Source organism: Pseudomonas simiae, from assembly GCF_900111895.1.
GTDB lineage: Bacteria > Pseudomonadota > Gammaproteobacteria > Pseudomonadales > Pseudomonadaceae > Aquipseudomonas > Aquipseudomonas simiae.
Map to the genome: position 1 here is coordinate 30,988 of NZ_FOKB01000011.1, position 25,073 is coordinate 56,060.

The 25,073-nt window shown below is 60.8% G+C and carries 23 protein-coding genes; 12 read left to right on the top strand and 11 right to left on the bottom strand.

Translation table 11 applies throughout. The annotated features are described in order from the left end of the window. Positions 1–176: 176 nt before the first annotated feature. Positions 177–785 carry an HAD superfamily inactivated hydrolase PcrP gene (gene pcrP, locus BMZ57_RS25560; RefSeq protein ID WP_010212032.1) on the top strand — a complete coding sequence of 203 codons (609 nt, stop codon included), beginning with the start codon at positions 177–179 and terminating at the stop codon, positions 783–785. A gap of 110 nt (positions 786–895) precedes the next feature. Next, positions 896–1,162, top strand: a complete 267-nt coding sequence (locus BMZ57_RS25565) for a DUF4404 family protein (protein ID WP_010212034.1) — start codon at positions 896–898, stop codon at positions 1,160–1,162. A 136-nt stretch (positions 1,163–1,298) separates the two neighbouring features. On the opposite strand, the gene queF is transcribed toward BMZ57_RS25565, so the two are convergent. Further along, on the bottom strand, positions 1,299–2,129 hold the full coding sequence (gene queF, locus BMZ57_RS25570) for an NADPH-dependent 7-cyano-7-deazaguanine reductase QueF (RefSeq protein WP_021490981.1): 831 nt from the start codon (positions 2,127–2,129) through the stop codon (positions 1,299–1,301). Between the two features lie 69 nt (positions 2,130–2,198). Further along, the gene (copI, locus tag BMZ57_RS25575) at positions 2,199–2,711 is read right to left on the bottom strand and encodes a copper-resistant cuproprotein CopI (protein ID WP_010212040.1); all 513 of its coding nucleotides are present in this window, start codon (positions 2,709–2,711) and stop codon (positions 2,199–2,201) included. A 155-nt stretch (positions 2,712–2,866) separates the two neighbouring features. Between copI and BMZ57_RS25580 the strand changes: the two genes are divergently transcribed. Together BMZ57_RS25580 and BMZ57_RS25585 are read left to right on the top strand one after the other, a co-directional pair. Then, entirely contained in the window at positions 2,867–3,547 is a 681-nt protein-coding gene (locus BMZ57_RS25580) for a heavy metal response regulator transcription factor (protein WP_010212042.1), read from the top strand. Beyond that, positions 3,544–4,890 carry a heavy metal sensor histidine kinase gene (locus BMZ57_RS25585; protein WP_021490983.1) on the top strand — a complete coding sequence of 449 codons (1,347 nt, stop codon included), beginning with the start codon at positions 3,544–3,546 and terminating at the stop codon, positions 4,888–4,890. The genes BMZ57_RS25580 and BMZ57_RS25585 overlap by 4 nt, the downstream gene beginning before the upstream one ends. A gap of 106 nt (positions 4,891–4,996) precedes the next feature. Here the strand turns inward: BMZ57_RS25585 and BMZ57_RS25590 are convergent, their stop codons facing one another. The 3 genes from BMZ57_RS25590 to BMZ57_RS25600 form a co-directional block, all read right to left on the bottom strand. Then, positions 4,997–6,241, bottom strand: a complete 1,245-nt coding sequence (locus BMZ57_RS25590) for a lipoprotein-releasing ABC transporter permease subunit (protein ID WP_010212046.1) — start codon at positions 6,239–6,241, stop codon at positions 4,997–4,999. Between the two features lie 61 nt (positions 6,242–6,302). After that, positions 6,303–6,986 (bottom strand): lipoprotein-releasing ABC transporter ATP-binding protein LolD, encoded by a 684-nt coding sequence (lolD, locus tag BMZ57_RS25595; protein ID WP_017477213.1) that lies wholly within the window; start codon positions 6,984–6,986, stop codon positions 6,303–6,305. Positions 6,987–6,993: 7 nt separating this feature from the next. Next, positions 6,994–8,244 (bottom strand): lipoprotein-releasing ABC transporter permease subunit, encoded by a 1,251-nt coding sequence (locus BMZ57_RS25600; protein ID WP_010212047.1) that lies wholly within the window; start codon positions 8,242–8,244, stop codon positions 6,994–6,996. A gap of 94 nt (positions 8,245–8,338) precedes the next feature. Between BMZ57_RS25600 and BMZ57_RS25605 the strand changes: the two genes are divergently transcribed. Both BMZ57_RS25605 and BMZ57_RS25610 read left to right on the top strand, forming a co-directional pair. After that, entirely contained in the window at positions 8,339–8,923 is a 585-nt protein-coding gene (locus BMZ57_RS25605) for a PilZ domain-containing protein (RefSeq protein ID WP_010212049.1), read from the top strand. Positions 8,924–8,969: 46 nt separating this feature from the next. After that, positions 8,970–9,692, top strand: coding sequence for a glycerophosphodiester phosphodiesterase (locus tag BMZ57_RS25610; protein WP_010212050.1), 723 nt, complete (start codon positions 8,970–8,972; stop codon positions 9,690–9,692). 42 nt (positions 9,693–9,734) lie between these two features. On the opposite strand, the gene sthA is transcribed toward BMZ57_RS25610, so the two are convergent. Then, positions 9,735–11,129, bottom strand: coding sequence for a Si-specific NAD(P)(+) transhydrogenase (gene sthA, locus BMZ57_RS25615; protein ID WP_010212052.1), 1,395 nt, complete (start codon positions 11,127–11,129; stop codon positions 9,735–9,737). Positions 11,130–11,363: 234 nt separating this feature from the next. On the opposite strand from sthA, the gene BMZ57_RS25620 reads away from it, so the two are divergent. Continuing rightward, positions 11,364–11,897 carry a chalcone isomerase family protein gene (locus BMZ57_RS25620; RefSeq protein WP_045791185.1) on the top strand — a complete coding sequence of 178 codons (534 nt, stop codon included), beginning with the start codon at positions 11,364–11,366 and terminating at the stop codon, positions 11,895–11,897. Between the two features lie 161 nt (positions 11,898–12,058). On the opposite strand, the gene BMZ57_RS25625 is transcribed toward BMZ57_RS25620, so the two are convergent. After that, the gene (locus tag BMZ57_RS25625) at positions 12,059–13,522 is read right to left on the bottom strand and encodes a glyceraldehyde-3-phosphate dehydrogenase (protein ID WP_021490985.1); all 1,464 of its coding nucleotides are present in this window, start codon (positions 13,520–13,522) and stop codon (positions 12,059–12,061) included. Between the two features lie 340 nt (positions 13,523–13,862). Here BMZ57_RS25625 and mfd point away from each other — a divergent pair, with 340 nt between their 5' ends. From mfd to BMZ57_RS25640, 3 genes are read left to right on the top strand one after another with little or no spacing between them, the layout of a single operon-like run. Continuing rightward, positions 13,863–17,312 (top strand): transcription-repair coupling factor, encoded by a 3,450-nt coding sequence (gene mfd / locus BMZ57_RS25630; RefSeq protein ID WP_021490986.1) that lies wholly within the window; start codon positions 13,863–13,865, stop codon positions 17,310–17,312. An 11-nt stretch (positions 17,313–17,323) separates the two neighbouring features. After that, a complete protein-coding gene (locus tag BMZ57_RS25635) occupies positions 17,324–17,890 on the top strand; it encodes a CsiV family protein (RefSeq protein ID WP_010212058.1) in 567 nt (188 codons plus the stop codon). A gap of 9 nt (positions 17,891–17,899) precedes the next feature. Then, positions 17,900–20,593: a DEAD/DEAH box helicase gene (locus BMZ57_RS25640; protein WP_044286839.1), complete on the top strand. Its 2,694-nt coding sequence runs from the start codon at positions 17,900–17,902 to the stop codon at positions 20,591–20,593. Positions 20,594–20,642: 49 nt separating this feature from the next. On the opposite strand, the gene nagZ is transcribed toward BMZ57_RS25640, so the two are convergent. Together nagZ and BMZ57_RS25650 are read right to left on the bottom strand one after the other, a co-directional pair. Then, positions 20,643–21,653, bottom strand: a complete 1,011-nt coding sequence (gene nagZ / locus BMZ57_RS25645; protein ID WP_010212060.1) for a beta-N-acetylhexosaminidase — start codon at positions 21,651–21,653, stop codon at positions 20,643–20,645. Between the two features lie 136 nt (positions 21,654–21,789). Next, positions 21,790–22,497: a TetR/AcrR family transcriptional regulator gene (locus BMZ57_RS25650; RefSeq protein ID WP_010212061.1), complete on the bottom strand. Its 708-nt coding sequence runs from the start codon at positions 22,495–22,497 to the stop codon at positions 21,790–21,792. 263 nt (positions 22,498–22,760) lie between these two features. On the opposite strand from BMZ57_RS25650, the gene lexA reads away from it, so the two are divergent. Both lexA and sulA read left to right on the top strand, forming a co-directional pair. Further along, positions 22,761–23,369, top strand: coding sequence for a transcriptional repressor LexA (lexA, locus tag BMZ57_RS25655; RefSeq protein ID WP_003172575.1), 609 nt, complete (start codon positions 22,761–22,763; stop codon positions 23,367–23,369). Between the two features lie 10 nt (positions 23,370–23,379). Then, the gene (gene sulA / locus BMZ57_RS25660) at positions 23,380–23,853 is read left to right on the top strand and encodes an SOS-induced cell division inhibitor SulA (RefSeq protein ID WP_010212066.1); all 474 of its coding nucleotides are present in this window, start codon (positions 23,380–23,382) and stop codon (positions 23,851–23,853) included. 119 nt (positions 23,854–23,972) lie between these two features. Here the strand turns inward: sulA and BMZ57_RS25665 are convergent, their stop codons facing one another. Beyond that, the gene (locus BMZ57_RS25665; RefSeq protein WP_010212068.1) at positions 23,973–24,206 is read right to left on the bottom strand and encodes a hypothetical protein; all 234 of its coding nucleotides are present in this window, start codon (positions 24,204–24,206) and stop codon (positions 23,973–23,975) included. 167 nt (positions 24,207–24,373) lie between these two features. Next, on the bottom strand, positions 24,374–24,895 hold the full coding sequence (locus BMZ57_RS25670) for a DUF6586 family protein (RefSeq protein WP_010212070.1): 522 nt from the start codon (positions 24,893–24,895) through the stop codon (positions 24,374–24,376). Positions 24,896–25,073: the final 178 nt, after the last annotated feature.

Consider the following 25,073-nt stretch of genomic DNA (forward strand, 5'->3'; position numbering starts at 1 on the left):
GTCTGTCATGGGCGCTATGCCCTGAATAAGGCCGTCAGTATATGACGGAAGTCGCCAATTAGGCAGCAACTAGGAATCGTCAGACCTAAAATGGACAAAATTCCTACAATTAACAATCCTGTCATCGACTTGTCATCCCGGCTCGATAGCGTTGGCGCTATTTCAGGGATGTCGACATGCCTCACGCCGAGATAGCCATCGCCAGCGCTCCCACTTTGACTGCCGTCCTGTTTGGCCTGAGTGGCTGCCTGGTGGACTTCGGTTCCCGGGCGCGCACCGACTCGCCCTCCCCGGACTCCCAAGCCACACCGGGCGCGCTGAAAATCCTGCGAGCCCTCAAGGAGCAAGGCGTACCCTGCGCCTGGCTGGATGAACTCCCCCCCTCCATCACTACCCCACTCGCCGCCGGACTGCCCGACTGGCTCAAGGCGACGTCGCCCTCCTCCATTCGCTGGCCCGCGCCCCACGCCTGCTGGCAAGCCTTGATGGAACTGAACATCGAACGCCTGGAAGGCTGCGTATTGGTCAGTGGCGAACCGCGCCTGTTGCAATCAGGGCTCAATGCCGGGCTGTGGACCATCGGCCTAGCCTCCTGCGGCTCGTTGTGCGGCATGGCGCCCGAACAATGGCAGGCGCTGAGCGAACAGGAACGCGAACATAAGCGCGGCAAGGCCACCGTTGCCCTTTACGGGCTGGGCGTGCACTCGGTAATCGATCACTTGGGCGAACTCGGCACATGCCTCGCCGATATCAGCCTGCGCCAGCTCAAAGGCGAAAAGCCCTGACACGGATCATGCACAGTCGACGCCAGTGGATTAATCTAAAGGTCAGCCCGTAGACCTTTCTCGGCGTGCCGCGGTCTATGCCAGTGCCTATCGATAAAAGGAAACACGTCATGCCTGATCGCAAAAAACTGGAAGAACAGGTCGAGATCCTGCGCGGGCAGTTGGAACAGGAACCGCCGCTGTCGGAAGAGAAACGTGATGCATTGGAAGCCTTGATTGCCAAGTTCGAATTACAACTCGAATTGGAACCGGCTACGCAAACCCCCAGTATTTCCGACGATGTGAATCAAGCGGCCATCGAGTTCGATGCTGAGCACCCGGTGATTTCCGGGACCTTGCGCAATATCATGATCACCTTGGGCAATATCGGGATCTAAACCAATCCCCAAGGCAATCACAGAAACCAATGTGGGAGCTGGCATGCCCGCGATAGCGATCATTCAGTCATCCATCAGGTGACTGATACACCGCCCTCGCAGGCAAGCCCGCTCCCACATTTGATTTGCGTGATAGCTACTGACGAGCCAGGCGCACGTTCTGGAACGCCACATCCTCAGTGCTGCGATACGGGTTGATATCCAGCCCGCCGCGCCGCACATAGCGCGCATACACCGTCAACTTCTCCGGCTTCAGCAAACGCTGCAAGTCCAAAAAGATGCGTTCCACACACTGTTCGTGGAAGTCCGAGTGCTGGCGAAAGCTCACGATGTATTCCAGCAGGCTGGCGTGATCCAGCGCCGAACCGCGATATTCCACCACGACACTGCCCCAGTCCGGTTGGCTGGTCACGGGGCAGTTGGATTTAAGCAGGTGGCTGTGCACGCTCTCCTCGACAACACGTGAGTCATCGCAACGCAGCAGTTCCGGGCGCGGATGCTCATAGTTGCTGACACTGATATCCAACTCATCGATGCACACACCTGGCAAGGCCATCACACCTTCGGCCTCGATCTCGGCCAGGCTGCGGATACGCACGCTCACCGGCTTGCCGGCGGCAGCACTGAGGTCAGTGCGCAAAGCGGCTTCCAGGCTGGTCGTATCGGCAAACGCAGTCTGGTTCAACGAGTTGAGGTACAACTTGAACGACTTGGACTCGATGATGTTCGGCGAGTCGGCCGGGATGCTGAACTCACCGATGGCCACCACCGGCTTGCCCGACGGGAGCAGCCAGGACAGTTCGAAGCAGTTCCAGAAATCCACACCCTTGTAAGGCAGGGTCTCGGCGCTCAGGCCAAGCTCGGCCCATTTGGCGGCACGCGGGATCGGGAACAGCAACGAAGGGGTGTAGGTGGAGATGTATTCACTGGACTTGCCCAGCGGCGAATGTTCGGCTGCGGGATGCATGGCGGAAACCTGGCTAAATTAACCGCGCCAGTCTACCAGCCTTTGCCCCCGCGCCTAAGCGCCAGCGGATCAATCGACGTTGAGCTTGCCGACCATGCCCGCCTGGTAGTGCCCCGGAAGGTTGCAGGCAAACTCCAGGCCCGTGGCCTGGGTGAACGTCCAGGTCAGCTCGGCAGTTTTACCGGGCTCGACCAATACGCTATTGGGATCATCGTGTTTCATCGCACCATGCCCCATTGCTGCATGGTCCATCTTGCCCATGCCCGTGGCGGTCAGCATGCCGCTGGCCTGCATCTGCAGCATTTCCTTCTGGTGTTCGGCATGCATGGCCGCGTCGCCCAGGTTGAATTCGTGAAGCAACTGGCCCTTGTTAACCAGCACGAAGCGCACCGTCTCACCGGCTTTCACGTCCAGGGACTTGGGCGAAAAGGAAATGTCCTGCAACGTCACTTCCACCGTACGCGTGGCTTTGCTCGCCGGCGCCGCTTCACCGAATGCATAGGTGTGGGCGGCATCGGCCATTGCTTCAACACTCAACGCCAGCAGGCAACTTGCCAATAACAGGGGTGTGCGCAACGCCATCTGTCTTCTCCAGAAATATATGAACAGCCTGGGCAGCACTCTAAGATTGCGCCGCTGCCAGCCAGCTGACTGCTAGATTACAACTTTGTCAGGTTGATCCCCTGCCCTGGCACTCAAGGTATAAAGCCGTCGTCCACCGTTGCCAAGAGCCGCCCATGAAACTGCTGATCGTCGAAGACCAACCCAAAACCGGCCACTACCTGCGCCAGGGCCTGGCCGAGGCGGGCTTTACCACCGAACTGGTGGCCGACGGCACCAGCGGCCAGCACCTGGCGCTGACCGGTGACTACGATCTGTTGATCCTCGACGTGATGCTGCCGGGCCGTGACGGCTGGCAGATTCTCCAGGCTGTGCGCAGCGCCGGGCTGGATATCCCAGTGCTATTCCTCACCGCCCGCGACGCCGTGGAAGACCGCGTGCATGGCCTGGAGCTGGGCGCCGACGATTACCTGGTCAAGCCCTTCGCCTTTTCCGAACTGCTGGCGCGGGTGCGCAGCCTGTTGCGCCGAGGCAGCAGCACGCCCCAGGAAACCGCGCTGCAACTGGCCGACCTGCGCCTGGACCTGATCCGCCGTCGCGTTGAACGGGACGGCCAGCGCATCGACCTGACAGCCAAGGAATTTTCCCTGCTGGAACTGCTGCTTCGGCGCCAGGGCGAGGTGCTACCCAAATCGCTGATCGCCTCCCAGGTGTGGGACATGAACTTCGACAGCGACACCAATATCATCGAAGTGGCGATCCGCCGCTTGCGCCTGAAAGTCGACGATAACTTCCCCAATAAACTGATCCACACCGTACGTGGCATGGGTTATGTGCTGGAGGAGCGGTTCAATTGATCAAGCGTCTGTCCCTCGCCAGCCGCCTGGCGCTGCTGTTTGCTGCCTGCACCGCGGTGGTGTCGCTGATCGCCGGGGTGCTGTTCAACCACGCCAGCGAGGCGCACTTCATTGAGTTGGACCAGCAACAACTCGACAGCCAACTGGTGGCGCTGCGCGGTACGTTGCAGGGTGTCGACTCGCCGGGCACCTTCGCCAGACGTGAAGCGCAACTGCGCGCCGAACTCAATCACCAGCCCGAGCTGCGGGTGCGTATCACCGCCGCCGGCCAGCGTTGGCTGGACGATGCGCCAGGCGTGAACTTGCCCGACGCGCCCGGCCTGCACAGCCTGCAAAATGCCGGCACCGACTATCGGGTGTACAACGCGCCACTCACGCCAGGCCAACCCGACTCCCCCCTGCTGACGCTGATGCTCGACATCACCCACCACCAGCATTTCCTGCAGCGCATGCAGCACCTGATCTGGCTCACCGTCGGCCTGTCAGCCCTGGCGACCGCCCTGCTCGGCGCCTGGGCCGCGCGCAGTGGGTTGCAGCCGTTGCGACGCATGGGTGAAGTGGCCGCCAGTGTGTCGGCTCACTCCCTGACCCAGCGTTTGCCCCAGCAACACATGCCCGTAGAACTGGCCGAACTGGCCCAAGCCTTCAACGCCATGCTGGGTCGACTGGACGATGGGTTCCAGCGCCTCTCGGCGTTCTCCGCCGACATCGCCCATGAACTGCGCACGCCGCTGTCGAACCTGCTCACCCAGACCCAAGTCATCCTGACCCAGCCGCGCCCGCTGGAGGATTACCGCGAGGCGCTGCACAGCAACCTGGAAGAGCTGCAATGGATGGCGCAATTGGTCAATGACATGCTGTACCTGGCCAAGGCAGACCATGGCTTGCTCATGCCTAAACGCGTGCCTTTGGCGCTGGCAGATGAGGTGGATGCCTTGCTTGAGTTTTTCGCATTACTGGCGGAAGACGCTCAAGTCAGCCTGATTCGCGAAGGTACTGCCCATACCCTGGGTGATCGCGGCATGCTGCGCCGGGCCCTGTCGAACTTGCTGGATAACGCGCTGCGGTTCACGCCAGCGGGCGGCGAAGTGCGGGTGCGGATGACGGAAGGTGTGACGTTGACGGTTGAGAACACGGGGGAAGGCATTCCACCGGAGCTGTTACCGAAGTTGTTTGACCGCTTTTATCGGGCGGATCCCGCACGGCGTGAAGGTAGCAGCGAGCATGCGGGACTGGGGTTGGCGATTACCCAGTCGATTGTGCGGGCGCACGGGGGGAGGATTTTTTGTGAGTCTGAGGTGGGGTTGACGCGGTTTGTGATCGAGTTGCCCAAGGGGGATTGATGCAAGCTGGGCCAGCCCTTTCGCAGGCAAGCCAGCTCACACATTTTGAATGTATTCACAAGTCAAAGTGTGGGAGCTGGCTTGCCTGCGATAGCGATCTAAAGCTTCAGGAATACCTCAGCGCATGCGCCGGCTCTATCTTCGCCGCCCGATACGCCGGATACAGCGTCGCCAGGAAGCTCAACACAAACCCCGCCGTGCAAATCAGCACCACATCCCCACCTTGCAGTTCAGAAGGCAGGTTGCTGACAAAATACACATCCGAACTGAAAATATGCTGCCCAGTGACCCGCTCGACCCAGCCCACCAGCTCGCTCACGTTCAGCGCCGCAATCACGCCCAGTACGCCGCCAATCAAGGTACCGACGATACCGATCACTGTGCCCTGCACCATGAAGATCGCCATGATCTGCCGTGGCGTGGCGCCGATGGTGCGCAAAATCGCAATGTCCGCGCCCTTGTCGTTCACCACCATGATCAAGGTAGCAATGATGTTGAACGCCGCCACGGCGACGATCATCAGCAACAGCAGGCCGATCATGGTCTTTTCCATCTTCATCGCGCTGAACAGGCTGCCCTGGGTGTGGGTCCAGTCGTCAGGTTTGTAGGCGGCGCCCAGGCTGGCGGCGATGTCCGACGAGACCTTGGGGGCTGCGTAAAGGTCTTTCACCGCCAGGCGCACGCTTTGTACCTGGTTCGGCTGCCAATGCTGGATCTCTGCGGCGTCGGCCATGTGGATCATGGCCATGGACCCATCCAGCTCGGCGCCCACCTTGAAAATGCCCACGACATTCAAACGCTGCATACGTGGCGTGATGCCACCCGGTGCGGTGCTGATTTCCGGCACGATCAAGGTGAGCTTGTCGCCCACATTCAGGCGGAAACGCCGGGCAGTGATTTCGCCGACCACCACGCCAAACTCGCCAGGTTTCAGGTCATCCAGTTTGCCCCGCACGATGTGCTGGGCCACGATCGACACCTTGCCCTCCTGAGCCGGGTCAATGCCGCTGATCTCGATCGGTTGCATCGCGCCCTTGTAGGAGAACATGCCGTCCATCTGCGTGAAGGGGACTGCGGCAGTCACTTGCGGATTCTTCATCGCGGCGGCGGCCACGGGCTGCCAATCGTCGATCGGGTTCACGCCGACGATGGTCGCATGGGGCACCATGCCGAGGATGCGCGAGCTCATTTCGCGCTGGAAGCCGTTCATCACCGACAACACCACGATCATCGCCAAGACGCCCAGGGCGAGGCCGATCATCGAGGTCATCGAGATAAACGAGACAAAACGGTTGCGGCGCTTGGCGCGGGTATAGCGCGTGCCGATAAAAATCGATAACGGTCTGAACATTCGCGGGCACCGTTGAAAAAATGAAAAAGCCCGACGCTTGAAGCGCCGGGCTTGAAACGGGTCAGATGGCGACCAGATGACCTTCCTGCAGGTGCAACACGCGGTCCATCTGGCGGGCCATGCTCATGTCATGGGTCACCACCAGGAACGCGGTGCGCATCTGGGTGCTCAGTTCCAGCATCAAGTCCTTAATGCCCTGGGCGGTATGGGAGTCGAGGTTGCCGGTCGGCTCATCGAGCATCACCAGCCCTGGGTTGTTCACCAAGGCGCGGGCGATGGCCACACGCTGGCGCTCGCCGCCGGACAATTCAGCCGGTTTGTGCTCAAGGCGATGACCGAGGCCGACGCGCTCCAGCAGGGCCTTGGCGCGCTGGCGGGCTTCCGGGATTGCGGTCTTGCCGATCAACAACGGCATACACACGTTTTCCAGCGCGGTGAATTCCGGCAACAGGTGGTGGAACTGGTACACAAAGCCCAGCGAACGGTTGCGCAACTGGCCGCGGGCCTTTTCACCCAGGGCCGACAGCTCTTCGCCGGCCAGCCATACACTGCCCTGGGACGGCGTATCAAGGCCGCCCAGCAGGTTCAGCAAGGTACTTTTGCCGGAACCGGAACTGCCGACGATCGCCACGCGTTCGCCCGGATGCAGTTCGAGTTGCAGGTTGGACAGCACCACCACCGATTCCGGGCCTTCCTCGTAGGATTTGCCCAGGTTGCGGCAGCTCAGGATTGCTTTTTCACTCATGCCCGATTCACTCATAACGTAAGGCCTGTGCTGGCTGGGTACGTGCCGCGCGCCAGGCTGGATACAGGGTGGCAAGGAAACTCAGGACCAACGCGGCGCCGCCCACCATCAACACGTCCTGGGCCTGAACCTGGGACGGCAAGTAGTCGATGAAGTAAACGTCGGCGTTGAGAAACTTGTGGCCGATCAGGGTTTCGAGGCCAGCGATGGCCGCACTGACGTTCAGCGCGGCCAGAATGCCGACGGCCGTGCCGATCAAGGTGCCGACCACGCCGATCACGGTGCCCTGCACCATGAAGATCGCCATGATCTGCCCCGGCGTGGCGCCGAGGGTACGCAGGATGGCGATATCGCCCTTCTTGTCGTTCACCACCATCACCAGCGTGGAGATGATGTTGAAGGCCGCCACGGCGACAATCAGCAGCAACAACAGGCCGATCATGGCTTTTTCCATGCGAATGGCCTGGTACAGGTTGCCGTGGGTGCGGGTCCAGTCGCGGGCGTAGTACTGGGACTCGCCCAGGTGCTGGGCAATTTCCCAGGCGCCGCGCGGCGCATCGAACAGGTCGGCGAACTTCAGGCGCAGGCCCTGCACCTGGTCCGGCTGCCAGCGATGCAGGCGCGCCAGGTCCGTGAGGTTGGTCAGGCCGAGGTAGCCGTCGATCTCGCCGGCGCCGACGTGGAAGGTGCCGACCACGGTGAAGCGCTTCATGCGCGGGAACATGCCGGCCGGGGTCACGGTGACTTCCGGCGCGACGAAGGTCAGCTTGTCGCCAAGGCCCACGCCGAGCTTGGCCGCGGCCTTGTCGCCGATGACGATGCCGAAGCTGCCGGGCGCCAGGTCATCGAGTTTGCCCGACAACATGAACTTGTCGATGATCGAGACGTTGCGTTCCTGGGCCGGGTCGATGCCATTGAGCAGGATCTTCTGCACCTTGCCATCGTTGGTCAGCAACCCCTGCATCTGGGTGAACGGCGCTACGGCCAGCACCTTGGGGTTCTGCTTGACCTTGTCGGCCAGGCTCTGCCAGTCGCTGATGGGCGCATCGCCCTCGATGGTCGCGTGGGGCACCATGCCCAGCACGCGGGTACGCATCTCATGATCGAAGCCATTCATCACCGACAGCACCACGATCATCACGACCACGCCCAAGGCGAGCCCGATCATCGACGTCAGGGAAATGAACGACACAAAATGATTGCGACGCTTTGCACGGGTATAACGCGTGCCGATAAATACGAAGAGAGGTCTGAACATGTCGGGGCTTGTTCGGAGGAAAAGAAGACGTCCCGGTGGCGGGGTCTGGTAAGCAGCTTTACACTCTGACCATTACCGCTAGCTGGGGTTCGCCATGTCGACATTAGATGAAGAAGAACGCCGCGAATACTACCGTATCGACGACATGATCGCACTTCAAATCAAAAGCCTGTCTGCCCCCGAGGCGGCGAGCAAGGAAGTGTTGCTGGATGATTCTCCACTGTTCAATTTACTCAGTGAATTGCACCTGAGTGAATTCGAAGCCCAGCACCTGCTGCGCCAGCTCAGTGAGAAGGATCGCACCCTCGCGGCCTTCCTCCGCGTGCAGAACAAACGCCTGGATCTGCTCAGCCAGATCATGGCGCGCGGCCTGCTGGATGAGGTCGGCGCACCGCAACCGGTGATCATTTCCGAAGGTGGCATCGATTTCCAGCACCCCACCCCCCTGCCGGCCGGCGCACACCTGGCGGTCAAGCTGGTGCTAATGCCCCAGGCGCTCGGCCTGCTGCTGCGCGCGCGAGTCACGCATTGCGAACCCAAAGGCGCAGGCTTTGACGTCGGCACGGAATTCGAAGCCATGACCGACGCCCAACGCCAACTGCTGGCGCGCTACATCCTGCAGAAACAGGCCCAGGAACGGCGCTTGGCGCGGGAACAGAGCGACGCCCAAGACATTTGAATTCTCGCACTCACCCCGCCAGACGATCTGGCGTAAAGGAGCAACTGTGACCCTGATCTACGGCCACCGCGGTGCCAAAGGCGAAGCACCGGAAAACACCCTGACCAGCTTCCAGGAGTGCCTCAAGCACGGTGTACGCCGCTGCGAACTGGATTTGCACCTGTCCATGGACGGCGAGCTGATGGTCATCCACGACCCGACCCTCAAGCGCACCGCCGACCGGCGCGGCAAAGTCGTCGAGTACTCGGCGGCGGACCTGGTGAAAATGGACGCGCGCAAGGGTGGACCGGGCTGGGTCAACCCTTGCCCGATCCCGCGCCTGGAAGAGCTGTTCGAAAAGTGCGATTTCGATCACTGGCAACTGGAGGTCAAAAGCGCTTCACGCACCCGCGCCGCCACCACCGTGCTGGCGATTCGCGAAATGGCCGTGCGCTTTGGCTTGATGGACAAAGTCACCGTCACCTCAAGTTCGCGGGAAGTGTTGAAAGCAGCCGTTGAACTCACCCCCGACCTGTCACGCGGCCTGGTCGCCGAATACGCCTGGCTCGACCCGCTAAAGGTCGCGCAGAACTACGGCTGTGAGATCCTGGCGCTGAACTGGACGTTGTGCACCCCTGAACGTCTGGAAAAAGCCCAGCGCCAGGGCTTGCACGTGTCCGTGTGGACAGTCAACGAACCTGCGCTGATGCGCAGGCTCGCCGACTTCGGCGTAGATAGCCTGATTACAGACTTTCCCGGTTTGGCCACTGCCACCCTCGGGAATTACTGAAATCGGTCTCCCCGGCCGGCTCAGGCCACCGGCCGGAGCCGCTCAAAAAAGCCGGTTGAGGCCGTCGTAGGCCGCTACCCGATAGGCTTCCGCCATGGTCGGGTAGTTGAACGTGGTGTTGACGAAGTACTTGAGGGTATTGAGTTCGCCCGGCTGGTTCATGATCGCCTGGCCGATGTGCACGATCTCCGAGGCCTGGTAGCCGAAGCAATGCACGCCGAGGACTTCCAGGGTTTCACGGTGGAACAGGATCTTCAGCATGCCTTGCGGCTCACCGGCGATCTGCGCACGCGCCATGCTCTTGAAGAACGCCTTGCCCACTTCGTAAGGCACCTTGGCCTTGGTCAGTTCGTGCTCGTTCTTACCGATCGAGCTGATCTCCGGAATGGTGTAGATCCCGGTCGGCACGTCGTTCACATAGCGCCAGCTGCCATTGTCGACAATGCTGCCAGCGGCTGAACGGCCCTGGTCATGGGCGGCACTGGCCAGGCTCGGCCAGCCAATCACATCACCGGCGCCGTAAATGTTGGTCACGCAGGTGCGGTAGTTCTCATCGACTTCGATCTGGCCACGGCTGTTGACCTTGACCCCGATGTTTTCCATGCCCAGCTTGTCGGTGTTACCAGTGCGGCCGTTGCACCACAGCAAGGCGTCGGCCTTGATCTTCTTGCCGGACTTGAGGTGCAGGATCACGCCGTTATCCAGGCCTTCGACCCGCTCGTACTCTTCGTTGTGGCGCACAGTGATGTTGTTGTTGCTGAAGTGGTAGCTCAACGCCTGGGAAATTTCCGAGTCGAGGAAGCTCAGCAACTGGTCGCGGTTGTCCACCAGTTCGACCAGTACACCCAGGCCGCTGAAGATCGAGGCGTATTCACAGCCGATCACCCCGGCGCCGTAGATGATCAGTTTGCGCGGGGTGTGGCCCAGGCTCAGGATGGTGTCGCTATCGTAGATACGCGGGTGGTGGAAATCGATGTCTGCCGGACGATACGGACGCGAACCCGTGGCGATGATGATGTGTTTGGCCACCAGCTTCTCGACCACGCCGTTGGGGCAGACCACTTCGATGGTTTGCTCGTCGGCGAAGCTGCCAGTGCCAAAGAACAAGTCGACGCGGTTACGGGCGTAGTAGCCGGTACGCGAGGCGACTTGCTTGGAGATGACTTTCTCGGCGCTTTTGAGCACGTCCGGGAACGAGAACCAGCGCGGCTCACCAATGGCCCGGAACATCGGGTTGGTATTGAACTGCATGATCTGGCGCACGGAGTGACGCAAGGCCTTGGACGGGATGGTGCCCAGGTGGGTGCAGTTACCGCCGACCTGGCGACGGCTATCGACCATCGCCACCTTGCGCCCCGCTTTGGCGGCGTTCATCGCCGCACCTTCTCCAGCCGGGCCGGAACCCAGTACCACCACGTCGTAGTTGTAGACAGCCATGCGTACTCCTCAGAACAGGCCAGGCGTACGGTTGGACGCCGGGCTAAATCATGCCGCGGCCAGCGGTCATGAAGGACAATTTGGCTCAAGTGTGTGAACCGGGGCACAGTCTATATAAGGCTCAACGCCGCGAACATTAACCCTTGGTCGCGTCGTAGGCCAGTCTTGCCTTTACTACAACATCAGGAATTTGCAATTACACTGCCGACAAGCACCCTTACAGGACGGGCAATTATGCGACACGTCGTTTTCTGTTTATTACTGATGCTGTCCATCACGGTGCAGGCCAATGAGGCGGATCGTCTGAAGCAGGCCGATTTTCCGGCGCAGTCCCAGCAACTGACGTTGAAAAACCAGGCGGTGCTCACCTACCTCTGGGCGGATGTTTACGCGGCTGCGCTGTATGCCCCGTCCGACCTGAGCGCCAAGCAGGCTTGGGCACAACAAAAAGCGCTGCGCCTGACGCTGTATTACTTTCGCGACATCGACCGCAATGACGTGATCAAGGCGGCTAATACAACGCTGGAACGCCAGCAAGCCAACGCGAGCTTGAAGCCGGAACTGGAAAAACTGCATGCTCGCTTTCGTAATATTCAAGCCGGTGATCGATACGCCCTGGATTATCGACCAGGGCGTGGCTTGCACCTGGAGATCAATGGGCAAGTGGTGTTCAGCAGCCGCGATGACGCGCTGGCGCGGGCATACCTCGGGATTTGGTTGGCGCCCGAGGGGTTGTCCGCCAGCCTGCGCAACAAGCTTTTGGACTGAAGGCCCCATCGCAGGCAAGCCAGCTCCCACATTTGAATGTATGCACCTATGAGAATGTGGGAGCTGGCTTGCCTGCGAAGAGGCCCCACCAAACAACACAAAACCCCCAGCCATAAAAAAAGCCCCGAACCAGTCGGGGCTTTTTCATTCAACGCTAATGCTTAGCGCGGGAACGCAGGCGGGTTGACCCCGGCCATGTCTTCCATCACGCGAACCACCTGGCAGCTGTAGCCGAACTCGTTGTCGTACCACACGTACAGTACAACGCGGTTGTCCTGGGTAATGGTCGCTTCGGCGTCCACCACACCGGCGTGGCGCGAGCCCACGAAGTCGGTGGAGACCACTTCCTGCGAGTTGACGAAGTCGATTTGCTTATGCAGATCGGAGTGCAGCGCCATGTAGCGCAGGTACTCGTTCATCTCTTCACGGGTAGCGGCTTTCTCAAGGTTCAGGTTGAGAATGGCCATCGACACGTTTGGCGTCGGAACGCGGATCGCATTACCGGTCAGTTTGCCGGCCAGCTCAGGCAAGGCCTTGGCAGCAGCGGTGGCAGCACCGGTCTCGGTGATCACCATGTTCAACGCAGCGCTGCGGCCACGGCGATCGCCTTTGTGGAAGTTGTCGATCAGGTTCTGGTCGTTGGTGTACGAGTGAACGGTTTCAACGTGGCCGTTGACGATGCCGAACTTGTCATTCACAGCCTTCAGCACCGGCACGATGGCGTTGGTGGTGCAGGAAGCGGCGGAAACGATCTTGTCGTCAGCGGTGATTTCAGCGTGGTTGATGCCGTGAACGATGTTCTTCAGCTTGCCTTTGCCAGGCGCGGTCAGGACAACGCGGTCAACACCCGGGCAGGCCAAGTGCTGGCCCAGACCTTCGGCGTCACGCCATACACCGGTGTTGTCCACCAGCAGGGCGTCCTTGATGCCGTACTGGGTGTAATCCACCTCGGACGGGTTCTTCGCGTAGATCACCTGGATCAGGTTACCGTTGGCGGTGATGGTGTTGTTTTCTTCGTCGATGACGATGGTGCCGTTGAACGGGCCGTGTACCGAATCGCGGCGCAGCAGGCTGGCACGCTTGGTCAGGTCGTTCTCGGCGCCTTTACGCACCACGATGGCACGCAGGCGCAGGCCGTCGCCGCCACCGGTTTTTTCGATCAGGATGCGTGCCAGCAGGCGGCCGATACGACCGAAGCCGTACAGCACAACGTCGGTGCCTTTGCGGGCAGCGGCGTTTTGCTGGCCAACCACATCGGCCATTTCTTCACGCACGAACTGCTCGGCGGTACGGCCGGCGCCTTCCTTGCGGAATTTGTAGGCCAGCTTGCCCAGGTCTACCGATGCCGCGCCGAGCTTGAGCTCGCTCATGGCCTTAAGCAGTGGGAATGTTTCGTGGACGGAGAGTTCGCTGTCGTCGGCGGAACGGTGACGCGCAAAGCGGTGGGCTTTGAGAATCGCGATGACGGACTGGTTGATCAGGCTGCGGCCATAGATCGAGCTCACCACATTGTTATTGCGGTACAGCTGACCGATAAGCGGGATCATCGCTTCTGCGAGTGCTTCACGGTCGATCCATTCACCAAGACACTGGTCGGGCTTCTGAGTCACGGGAACCTTCCACATGTAGGGGCTGAAAAAAGGGGCTACATTATGCCGCCCGACCGCCCCCGGAGCAATGCGCCTTCAGCAACAAAAAGCCCTTGCGGAAAATTGACACCCCGCTACAGCCCAGTAAATACGCGGGTTCCAGAAGGCCACTAATGGCACGCGCAAGACAACTTGTCCGTAACCCTCCGAAAAACGCGTACATTTTGGCACTACATATTGAGTCAAAACCCGCCATTGTTTGTCTTAGCCACTACATTTCCCATAAACCGTAATAGGCTCAGTCAGAAACTGACAGGCGGCACCTTGGGCCGTTACAATTACCGACTTTGTCGCAACGCTTGGAGCTCAACCTTCCGTGCCCGTTCTGCGTCTACCGCTTCTCCCTGCCGCGGCAGGTAAACAGCACTGGGGCAACCTGCCCGGTGCCGCCCTGAGCCTGGCCATCGCCGAGGCTGCCAGCGCAGCCAAGCGCTTTACCCTGCTGCTCACCGCCGACAGCCAAAGCGCCGAACGGTTGGAGCAGGAGCTGAGCTTCTTCGCCCCCGATTTGCCGGTGCTGCACTTCCCCGACTGGGAAACCCTGCCCTACGACCTGTTCTCGCCGCACCAGGACATCATCTCCCAGCGTATCGCCAGCCTGTACCGCCTGCCGGAACTGGCCCATGGCGTGCTGGTGGTGCCGATTACCACGGCGCTGCATCGTCTGGCGCCGACCAAGTTCCTGCTGGGCAGCAGCCTGGTGCTGGATATCGGTCAGAAGCTCGACGTGGAACAGATGCGCACGCGCCTGGAAGCCAGCGGCTACCGCTGCGTGGACACGGTGTACGAGCACGGCGAATTCGCCGTGCGCGGGGCGCTGATCGACCTGTTCCCGATGGGCAGCAAGTTGCCGTACCGCATCGACCTGTTCGATGACGAAATCGAGACCCTGCGTACCTTCGATCCGGAAAACCAGCGCTCCATTGATAAAGTCGACTCGGTCAAGCTGCTCCCCGCGCGGGAATTCCCGCTGCAAAAAGACGCGGTCACCCGCTTCAAGGCGCGCTTCCGTGAACGCTTCGACGTGGACTTCCGCCGTTGCCCGATCTTCCAGGACCTCAGCAGCGGGATTACCCCGGCCGGTATCGAGTACTACCTGCCGTTGTTCTTTGACGAAACCTCCACCCTTTTCGATTACCTGCCCCAGGACACCCAGGTGTTCTCGCTGCCGGGTATCGAACAGGCCGCAGAAAACTTCTGGAACGACGTGCGTAACCGCTATGAAGAGCGCCGCGTCGATCCGTCCCGTCCTTTATTGCCGCCTGCAGAACTGTTCCTGCCAGTGGAAGACTGCTTCGCGCGCCTGAAAAGCTGGCCGCGTGTGGTCGCCAGCCAGCAGGATGTGGAAACCGGCGCTGGCCGTGAACGCTTCCCGGCGGCAACACTGCCGGACCTGGCGATCCAGGCCAAAGCCACGCAACCGCTGGAAGCGCTGTCCAACTTCCTCGGCGACTTCCCTGGCCGCGTGCTGTTTACCGCCGAGTCCGCAGGCCGTCGCGAAGTGCTGCTGGAACTGCTCGAACGCCTGAAGCTGCGACCGAAAACCGTCGACAGCTGGCCCGATTTTGTCAAAAGCAAAGAGCGCCTGGCGATCACCATCGCGCCACTGGACGAAGGCCTGTTGCTGGATGATCCGGCTCTAGCGCTGATTGCCGAAAGCCCGCTGTTCGGCCAGCGTGTGATGCAGCGCCGCCGTCGTGAAAAACGCGCCGATGCCAACAACGATGCCGTGATCAAGAACCTCACCGAGCTGCGCGAAGGCGCGCCGGTGGTGCATATCGACCACGGCGTCGGCCGCTACCTGGGCTTGCAGACCCTGGAGATCGACAACCAGGCCGCCGAATTCCTCACCATGGAATACGCCGAGGGCGCCAAGCTCTATGTACCGGTGGCCAACCTGCATTTGATCGCCCGCTACACTGGCAGCGACGACGCCCTGGCGCCGTTGCACCGCTTGGGCTCGGAGACCTGGCAGAAAGCCAAGCGCAAGGCCGCCGAACAAGTGCGCGACGTCGCCGCCGAACTGCTCGACATCTATGCACGCCGCGCGGCGCGCGAAGGTTACGCGTTTGCCGACCCGAAAGCCGACTACGCCACCTTCAGCGCCGGCTTCGCTTTCGAGGAAACCCCGGACCAGCAAACCACCATCGAAGCCGTGCGCGCCGACATGCTCGCGCCCAAGCCCATGGACCGCCTGGTCTGCGGCGACGTGGGCTTCGGCAAGACCGAAGTGGCCATGCGCGCCGCTTTTATTGCCGTGCATGGCGGCAAGCAAGTAGCGATTCTGGTCCCCACCACCTTGCTCGCCCAGCAGCACTACAACAGCTTCCGCGACCGCTTTGCCGACTGGCCAGTGACCGTGGAAGTCATGAGCCGCTTCAAATCGGCCAAGGAAGTGAATGCGGCCATCGCCGATTTGGCCGAAGGCAAGATCGACATCGTGATCGGCACGCACAAGCTGCTGTCGGACGATGTGAAGATCAAGAACCTGGGCCTGGTGATCATCGACGAAGAACACCGCTTTGGTGTGCGTCAGAAAGAACAGCTCAAGGCCCTGCGCAGCGAAGTCGACATCCTCACCCTCACCGCCACACCGATTCCGCGCACGCTGAACATGGCGGTGTCGGGCATGCGCGATCTGTCGATCATCGCCACGCCGCCGGCACGTCGCCTGTCGGTGCGCACCTTCGTGATGGAGCAGAACAAGAGCACGGTCAAGGAAGCGCTGTTGCGCGAACTGCTGCGCGGCGGGCAGGTTTACTACCTGCACAACGACGTAAAAACCATCGAGAAATGCGCCGCCGACCTCGCCGAGCTGGTGCCGGAGGCGCGTATCGCCATCGGCCACGGCCAAATGCGCGAGCGCGAACTCGAACAGGTGATGAGCGACTTCTACCACAAGCGCTTCAACGTGCTGATCGCCTCGACCATCATCGAGACCGGTATCGACGTGCCAAGCGCGAACACCATCATCATCGAACGGGCGGACAAGTTCGGCCTGGCCCAACTGCACCAACTGCGCGGCCGGGTGGGGCGTAGTCACCACCAGGCGTATGCCTACCTGCTGACGCCGCCGCGCCAACAGATCACCTCCGACGCCGAAAAGCGCCTGGAAGCCATCGCCAACACCCAGGACCTGGGCGCCGGTTTTGTACTGGCCACCAACGACCTGGAAATCCGTGGTGCCGGTGAACTGCTGGGCGACGGCCAGAGCGGGCAGATCCAGGCGGTCGGTTTCACCCTGTATATGGAGATGCTTGAGCGCGCGGTGAAAGCCATCCGCAAAGGCGAGCAACCGAACCTCGATCAACCGCTGGGCGGCGGTCCGGAGATCAACCTGCGCTTGCCAGCGTTGATTCCCGAAGACTACCTGCCGGATGTGCATGCGCGGCTGATCCTGTACAAACGCATCGCCTCGGCCACCGACGAAGAAGGTCTCAAGGACCTGCAAGTGGAGATGATCGACCGCTTCGGCCTGTTGCCGGAACCGACCAAGAACCTGGTGCGCCTGACCCTGCTGAAATTGCAGGCCGAGCAGCTTGGCATCAAGAAAGTCGACGCCGGGCCGCAGGGTGGGCGCATCGAGTTTGAGGCGCAGACACCGGTGGATCCACTGGTGCTGATCAAGCTGATCCAGGGCCAGCCCAACCGCTACAAGTTCGAAGGGGCTACGCTGTTCAAGTTCATGGTGCCGATGGAACGTGCCGAAGAACGCTTTAATACATTGGAGGCGTTGTTCGAGCGCCTCATCCCGAAATCTGCTTGAAGGACGCCCCGATGCGCCTGTTCCGCATTTTGAGCCTGTTGTTGGTGGTAGCGGCACCTGCGGCGTTCGCCGACAGCCCCTACCAGGTGGAAATGATCCTGGTGCGCCAGAACGCGGAGCCGGTGATCAACAGCCGCGCCGCGCCGGAAAACTGGGATGCCGGCGCCGTGCGCCTGGGTGATAAGTTGAGCCCGCCGCGCCTGAGTAATATCGTCGACAAGCTGCGTGCCGACTCAAGCTACACGGTGCTGGCGCACAAGGCCTGGGAGCAGAACCTCGGCGATCAGCCGGTCAAAGTCGCCATCACCGACGGCCAGGAGCAGTTCGGCCAGTTTCCCATCGAGGGCGTGTTGAGCCTGCAATTGGGGCGTTTTACCGATATCGATGCGAACTTCTGGATCAACCAGTTCGACGCCAACGGCAGCGTGATCGCCAGCGAACACTTGAGCCAGACCGATGTGCGCACCAAGAACAACCAGCTCAACTACCTGGACGGCGGCCACCTGGCGTTGCTGATCAAGATCACCTCGCTGACCGCCAAGCCCCCCAGCGCGCCACCGCCCGACATCCAGGACTGATCCAGCGCCATGCCCCTGACAGCGTCGCTGACCAAACCCCTGGCCCCTTCGTGGGCCAATCGCTTTAAAGAGCAAAGCCTGGAGCGCGGGCGACGTTATGCCCTGGAGAACCGGGTGCGCATTGTCGAGTGCGGTGACAGCACCATTGTCGCCAGTTGCGAAGGCTCGGGCGGCAACGTCTACCGGCAGACCATTTCGCTGCGCGAATCGGCCAAAGGCACGCTGATCCTGGTGGACAGCCGCTGCACTTGCCCGGTGCACACCAACTGCAAACATATCGCGGCGGTGCTGCTCAAGGTCCAGGAAACCCTGGCCTACCCGGCCGCTGCACAAGATGCCGAGCTGCTGGAAAAACTCCAGGCCGTGCTGGAAAACCGGGTGGCGTTGCCGCAGGTGGTGATGGAGGATGTCGTGCCCGTGCCGCGCTTGTGGCTCGCCAGTGTCGAGTTCAGTGCCTTTGAACCGCGCAACGGCAAGATGCAGCGCTATATCCAGCATCGCGCGGCGCTGTCGTTCAACTACTTGGGCAACTATGTCAGCGGGCAGAAAAACGCCGACATCATCGTGCGCCAGGAAACCCAAAGCCTGCGCATCAAGCGGCATCCGGAGCTTGAGCAGCCGTACCGTGAACAACTGCGCCTACTGGGTTTCAAGATCGCCACGCGCCAGAGCAAGGCGCTGCCGGAAAGCGCCGGCGAGCTGTTCGAGATGGTCAATGACAGCGCCTGGCTGAACTTCACCCTCAATGCATCACCGACCTTGCGCGCCGAGGGTTGGGAGTTGCAGATCGATGAGGATTTCGGCTTCGACCTGAGCGCCGTCGATGACTGGTACGCCACCGTCGATGAAGGCCCGGAGCGCGATTGGTTCGACCTGGAGCTGGGAATTATCGTCAACGGTGAGCGGCTGAGCCTGCTGCCGATCCTGCTGAACCTGATGCGCTCCCACACCGAGATCCTCAACCCGGAAAAACTCGCACGCCGCCGCGATGATGAACTGATCCTGGTGAACATCCCCGGCCTGCCCAATGGCGGGCATGGTCCGCTGCAAGTCGCCCTGCCCTACGGTCGTCTGAAACCGGTGCTGGCTACCCTCGGCGAGTTCTACCTGCAGGACGCCGGTACCACCACACTGCGCCTGGCGAAGGCCGACGCGATTCGGTTGAACCCGCTGGAAGATCTACCGCTGCAATGGGAAGGTGGCGAGAAGATCCGCAACTTTGCCCAGCGCCTCCGAGACATCAAGGACTTCACCTGCGTGGCCCCCGAAGGGCTGAACGCGACCTTGCGTCCGTACCAGCTGGAAGGCTTGAGCTGGATGCAGTCACTGCGCCAGCTGGAGGTTGGCGGGATACTGGCGGATGACATGGGACTGGGCAAAACCCTGCAGACCCTGGCGCATATTCTCACGGAGAAAATCGCCGGGCGCCTGGATCGACCGTGCATGGTGGTAATGCCCACCAGCCTGATTCCCAACTGGCTGGATGAGGCAGCGCACTTCACACCGCAACTCAACGTGTTGGCACTGTATGGCGCAGCACGTAAGAAACATTTCGCGACCCTGCAGGACTATGACCTGCTGCTGACCACCTACGCCCTGCTGCCCAAGGACATCGAACAGCTCTCAGCCCTGCCCCTGCATGTGCTGATCCTCGATGAGGCCCAGTACATCAAGAACCCGTCCAGCAAGGCGGCCCAGGCCGCACGTGAGCTGAATGCACGACAGCGCCTGTGCCTGAGCGGCACGCCGCTGGAAAACCATTTGGGCGAACTCTGGTCGCTGTTCCACTTCCTGCTCCCAGGCTGGCTGGGCGACGTAAAAAGCTTCAACCGCGACTACCGCACGCCCATCGAAAAGCGCGCCAGCGATGTGCGATTGCAACACCTGAACGGTCGGATAAAACCCTTCCTGCTGCGCCGCACCAAAGAGCAGGTGGCAACAGAGCTGCCACCCAAGACCGAGATCATCCACTGGGTCGACCTCAATGAGGCCCAGCGCGACGTGTACGAAACCATGCGCCTGGCCATGGACAAAAAGGTGCGCGACGAGATCACTCGCAAGGGCGTGGCACGCAGCCAGATCATCATTCTTGAGGCACTGCTGAAGCTGCGCCAGGTGTGCTGCGACCTGCGCCTGGTCAACGATGCAACCCTGCCCGCCCGTGGCAGCAGCTCGGGCAAGCTTGATAGCTTGATGGAAATGCTTGCGGAGCTGTTTGAGGAAGGCCGGCGGATCCTGCTGTTTTCCCAGTTCACCTCGATGTTGAGCCTGATCGAAGTCGAGCTGAAAAAACGTGGCGTGGCCTACGCACTGCTCACCGGCCAGACAAGGGATCGACGCACACCGGTGAAGGATTTCCAGAGCGGCAAGCTACAGATTTTTCTGATCAGCTTGAAGGCCGGGGGCGTCGGCCTGAACTTGACCGAAGCCGATACGGTGATCCACTACGATCCTTGGTGGAACCCGGCCACGGAAAACCAGGCCACCGACCGCGCCTATCGCATCGGTCAGGAGAAGCCGGTGTTCGTCTACAAGATGATTGCCCGAGGCACGGTGGAGGAGAAAATCCAACACCTGCAGAAGGAGAAATCCGACCTGGCAGCGGGCGTACTGGACGGGCGCACCACCGGGGACTGGCAACTGGGCAATGAGGACATTGAAGCGTTGTTTGCGCCATTGCCGCACAAGCAAGAGAAGCGTTGACGGTTAGACCGCTATCGCAGGCAAGCCTGCGATAGCCGCGACGCGGTGTTCAGCCGATCAACTGAGCATCCCGCAACGCGGTAAGCGCCGCCAACCAGCGCGGGTCCTGCTTGTAGTCCGTCGACGCAATCGCCTGGCCGCGCATGCGTGCGATTCGAGCTGATGGCTTGACCTTCATGCGCTGGGCGGCGGTCAGCGCCAGCTCAGCAGCCGCGCGATCATTGCATACCAACCCCATGTCGCAACCTGCCGACAGCGCCGCTTCGATGCGACTGGCGGCATCGCCCACCACATGGGCACCGGCCATGGACAGGTCATCGCTGAAAATCACCCCATCGAACTGCAATTCGCCGCGCAGGATGTCCTGCAACCAGCGGCGTGAGAACCCGGCTGGCTGGGCATCGACTTGCGGGTAGATGACGTGGGCCGGCATCACCGCCGCCAATTGCTTGCTCAAGCGCGCGAAAGGCACCAGATCATGCGCACGAATCTGCTCAAGACTGCGTTCATCATTGGGAATGGCAACGTGGGAATCGGCCTCGGCCCAACCGTGACCAGGAAAATGCTTGCCGGTGGCCGCCATGCCGGCACTGTTCATGCCACGGATAAAGGCACCGGCCAGCACGGCGGCGCGCACGGGGTCGCCTTCGAAGGAGCGGGTGCCGACCACGGCGCTGCGTTGGTAGTCCAGGTCCAGCACCGGGGCGAAGCTCAGGTCCAAGCCAACGGCCAACACTTCAGTCGCCATAATCCAGCCGCATTGTTCGGCCAGGTATTCGGCGTTGGGGTTATCCGCCAAGGCACGCATGGCCGGCAAGCGCACAAACCCCTGACGCAGACGCTGTACGCGGCCACCTTCCTGATCGACGGCCAACAGCAGGTCCGGACGCACGGCACGAATCGCCGCACTCAACGCCCGCACCTGACGCGGATGCTCGATGTTGCGCGCAAAGATAATCAGGCCACCCACTTCAGGCTGGCGCAGCAGGTGGCGGTCCTCGGCCGTGAGCCAGGTGCCGGCAACGTCGACCATCAAAGAACCTTGCAGGGCAGCAGTCATAAACCTTCCTTAAATAACGCACACAACCCGTTGCCCTCACCAGGCACGGTGAGCACAACGGGTTGCGAGTAAATAGCTGAATTCGGCATGGGCCGCTAGCTTAGCGGATGCAAGCGGCCGCGCCCACCCGGCGCGGTCAAACCTTGGCGGGTGTTGGCACGGACTTGCTGCGTGGACGCAATTGGGCGGCGGCCATGGCGGCGTCGGTCACACCGGTTTCGGCGCGCATGCCGGCAGCCAGGAACGGCACCATCAGGCGCATGACCTGTTCAATGGAGGTGTTGACGCCGAAATCAGTCTCGGCAATCGCCCGCAACGCCTTGATCCCGGACATGCTGAACGCGGCGGCACCGAGCATGAAGTGCACGCGCCAGAACAGCTCAATCGGTGGAATACGCGGAGCGGCTTCGTTGACCAGCAACATATAGCGACGAAATACTTTGCCGTACATGTCTTCCAGATAACGCCGCAGGTGCCCCTGGCTCTGGCTGAACGCCAGGCCCAGCAGGCGCATGAAGATCGACAAATCGTTGCCGCTCCTGGGCTGAACCACCAGGGCCTGCTCAACGAGGATTTCCAGCAATTCTTCCAGGGTCGGCTTGTGGTCAGCCTTGGCCTGGCGACGCTCAAGCTCACGGTCAAGGCTGGTGCAGAACGGCCCCAGGAAGCGCGAAAACACCGCCTGGATCAGGGCCTTTTTCGAACCGAAATGGTAGTTCACAGCAGCGAGGTTAACCCCAGCCTTGCTGGTGATCAGCCGCAACGACGTTTCAGCAAATCCTTTTTCCGCAAACAATTGCTCGGCAGCATCGAGAATGCGTTCAACGGTTTCCGACTGGGCCATGGCTACTCCGCCTGACAAACACTTGTTTGAAACATACGTTTCAGGTTGTGTCTTGTCAAGCCTGCGGGTTCGCTTTCCGGCCGGGCAGTCATGTATTTCATCGCTATTTAATCACATCCTTACGCCTCTGTAGGCAGCGCTATCTCTGGCGTGTGGGAAGCCTGCACGATGACCGTCCAGCGGCGCACTCGAAAAGGAGGATTGCCAAGCGCAGTACACTGTATATAATCCCAGTCACTGTATAAAAAGACAGAGCGATCAACATGCTAAAACTGACGCCACGCCAAGCTGAGATTCTGGCTTTTATCAAGCGCTGCCTCGATGACAACGGCTACCCGCCGACGCGAGCGGAAATTGCGCTGGAACTGGGGTTCAAGTCCCCCAATGCCGCCGAAGAACACCTCAAGGCCCTCGCTCGCAAAGGCGCGATCGAGATGACCCCCGGTGCCTCGCGCGGTATCCGCATCCCTGGCTTCGAAGCCAAGGCCGACGAATCGACCCTGCCGATCATCGGTCGCGTCGCTGCCGGTGCGCCGATCCTGGCGCAGCAGCACGTCGAGGAATCCTGCAACATCAACCCGACCTTCTTCCATCCGCGCGCCGACTACCTCTTGCGGGTCCATGGCATGAGCATGAAGGACGTGGGCATCTTCGATGGCGACCTGCTGGCCGTCCACACCACCCGCGAAGCCCGTAATGGCCAGATCGTCGTCGCCCGTATCGGCGATGAAGTCACCGTCAAACGCTTCAAGCGCGAAGGCAGCAAGGTCTGGCTCCTGGCCGAGAACCCTGAGTTCGCCCCGATTGAAGTGAACCTGAAAGATCAGGACCTGGTGATCGAAGGCTTGAGCGTCGGCGTCATTCGCCGCTAAAGGAGGCATCATGCAGCTCGTCCACACCCCACAACACACACAACTGTCGCTGTTCGAGGCCTTCATGGCCCAACCCCTTGCGCCCATTCTCAAGGAAACGGTCGAAGCGCCCTGGAGCGCCGAGCCTGAGGCGTTCAGTGAATTGTCGTTGCGCGGTGCAGCGGGGAGCTGCCTGAGCCTGCTGGCGCCGATCCTACGCGAATTGAGCGAAGAGCAGGACGCGCGCTGGCTGACGCTGATCGCCCCACCCGCCAGCCTGACCCAAGCCTGGCTACGGGACGCCGGCCTCAACCGCGAGCGCATCCTGCTGCTGCAACCGCGCGGCGCACAAAGTGCACAGCAATTGACCTGCGAAGCCCTGCGCTTGGGCCGTAGCCATACGGTGGTGAGCTGGTTGAATCCACTGAGTGTCAGTGCCAAGCAACAACTGATCAGTGCCGCGCGCACGGGCGATGCTCAGAGCTTGAATATTCGATTGGGATAAGTACTGAGCGGCCAAAGCCCTGTAGACAATCCCGCACTCCACGAACGTCCGTGGTGAGCGGGATTCTGCAGTGAGCCGGCTTGCCCGCTCACCACAACACGCCCTCTTTTCACTGGAACTCAGTGAAGAACGCGCGGCCCGTCTTCTTTTTCCGGCTCGCCTTCTGCCAGGCGACCTGCCATCTGCACGCCCACGCTCAACATGGCTTTAGCCACTTCCACGTGCTGGCCCTGCAGGAACACTTTGGCGTCCTCGGAAAAATCCAGAATGACCAGAGAACCCTCGTCCTCAGCCCGACGCAGCTCGATTCGGCCGTCAGGCAACTCAACAATTTCCAGAAAGGACGTCGGCATAAAAGTCTGTTCTCCACGAAAGGCCGGGATTATATCAGTCATCCGCTGCGTTTCGCTGAGGATCTGGCCAGGTTTCGTTGCGGCTTGATGAATGGTGCCAGGATGACCCGGTTCACATGTGGGAGCGAGCTCCCACAGATTGATCGGTGTAAATCAGTGACGCCGCCTCAGCACTCGTTGAGGCCTTCGCGAAAGCGCAGCGCCATCTTTTTCAGTGCCTGGCGCCAGCTTTCCAGCTCTTCCCGGCTCAACGGCTTGGGCTCATCCTCTTCAACCGCAACCGCCACGATCAACGGTTGAGTCACATCGCCCTTGGGCACATGGGGAATACGCGGCGGTTGGAACATATCGGCATGCGCCTTGAGCAGGCGTGCGACCCAGCTGTCGGGGCTTTGGGCCATTTCAACCAGCTCAGCCAGCTCAGGAATCGCCATCGAGTCCAGCACTTCGCGGTTCATGATCATCTCTGCACGAGGCGAACCCGCCTGGGGCAAACGGTAGAACCCGGCGATTTCATGGCACAGGCCCAGCAAGGCACCGTACAGGTGGAACAATGCCGCTTCACGCCCCGCCTGGACCAGCGCGATGGCATTCATCTCTTTCCCCTCCTCGGCGCGGCCAAGGGCTTCCAGGGACAAACCCGCGAAGTAAATTTTCTGGTTGGTACGGGTATAGAGTTCGTTGGCCATAACGGCAATCTCCACAACGAATAAGCGTGATGCTGGCTGAACAGTGTCACGGATCAGCCGAGCCTACTGCAAGTGCAATAAACCGCTGCTTATGGGGGGCAAAACTCGACGTTCAGATCCAGACTGATCCAAATGTGGGAGGGGGCTTGCCCCCCGATTGCGGCGCATCAGTCATACA

What these genes read in the sequence shown, in the direction of transcription:
- queF (WP_021490981.1), bottom strand. Translation starts at nt 2,129, where the DNA reads ATGCATCCCGCAGCCGAACATTCGCCGCTGGGCAAGTCCAGTGAATAC.
- pcrP (WP_010212032.1), top strand. Translation starts at nt 177, where the DNA reads ATGCCTCACGCCGAGATAGCCATCGCCAGCGCTCCCACTTTGACTGCC.
- BMZ57_RS25590 (WP_010212046.1), bottom strand. Translation starts at nt 6,241, where the DNA reads ATGTTCAGACCGTTATCGATTTTTATCGGCACGCGCTATACCCGCGCC.
- BMZ57_RS25635 (WP_010212058.1), top strand. Translation starts at nt 17,324, where the DNA reads ATGCGCCTGTTCCGCATTTTGAGCCTGTTGTTGGTGGTAGCGGCACCT.
- BMZ57_RS25620 (WP_045791185.1), top strand. Translation starts at nt 11,364, where the DNA reads ATGCGACACGTCGTTTTCTGTTTATTACTGATGCTGTCCATCACGGTG.
- nagZ (WP_010212060.1), bottom strand. Translation starts at nt 21,653, where the DNA reads ATGACTGCTGCCCTGCAAGGTTCTTTGATGGTCGACGTTGCCGGCACC.
- BMZ57_RS25580 (WP_010212042.1), top strand. Translation starts at nt 2,867, where the DNA reads ATGAAACTGCTGATCGTCGAAGACCAACCCAAAACCGGCCACTACCTG.
- sthA (WP_010212052.1), bottom strand. Translation starts at nt 11,129, where the DNA reads ATGGCTGTCTACAACTACGACGTGGTGGTACTGGGTTCCGGCCCGGCT.
- BMZ57_RS25665 (WP_010212068.1), bottom strand. Translation starts at nt 24,206, where the DNA reads ATGCCGACGTCCTTTCTGGAAATTGTTGAGTTGCCTGACGGCCGAATC.
- BMZ57_RS25670 (WP_010212070.1), bottom strand. Translation starts at nt 24,895, where the DNA reads ATGGCCAACGAACTCTATACCCGTACCAACCAGAAAATTTACTTCGCG.
- sulA (WP_010212066.1), top strand. Translation starts at nt 23,380, where the DNA reads ATGCAGCTCGTCCACACCCCACAACACACACAACTGTCGCTGTTCGAG.
- lolD (WP_017477213.1), bottom strand. Translation starts at nt 6,986, where the DNA reads ATGAGTGAAAAAGCAATCCTGAGCTGCCGCAACCTGGGCAAATCCTAC.
- lexA (WP_003172575.1), top strand. Translation starts at nt 22,761, where the DNA reads ATGCTAAAACTGACGCCACGCCAAGCTGAGATTCTGGCTTTTATCAAG.
- BMZ57_RS25625 (WP_021490985.1), bottom strand. Translation starts at nt 13,522, where the DNA reads ATGTGGAAGGTTCCCGTGACTCAGAAGCCCGACCAGTGTCTTGGTGAA.
- copI (WP_010212040.1), bottom strand. Translation starts at nt 2,711, where the DNA reads ATGGCGTTGCGCACACCCCTGTTATTGGCAAGTTGCCTGCTGGCGTTG.
- BMZ57_RS25565 (WP_010212034.1), top strand. Translation starts at nt 896, where the DNA reads ATGCCTGATCGCAAAAAACTGGAAGAACAGGTCGAGATCCTGCGCGGG.
- BMZ57_RS25640 (WP_044286839.1), top strand. Translation starts at nt 17,900, where the DNA reads ATGCCCCTGACAGCGTCGCTGACCAAACCCCTGGCCCCTTCGTGGGCC.
- BMZ57_RS25600 (WP_010212047.1), bottom strand. Translation starts at nt 8,244, where the DNA reads ATGTTCAGACCTCTCTTCGTATTTATCGGCACGCGTTATACCCGTGCA.
- BMZ57_RS25605 (WP_010212049.1), top strand. Translation starts at nt 8,339, where the DNA reads ATGTCGACATTAGATGAAGAAGAACGCCGCGAATACTACCGTATCGAC.
- BMZ57_RS25650 (WP_010212061.1), bottom strand. Translation starts at nt 22,497, where the DNA reads ATGGCCCAGTCGGAAACCGTTGAACGCATTCTCGATGCTGCCGAGCAA.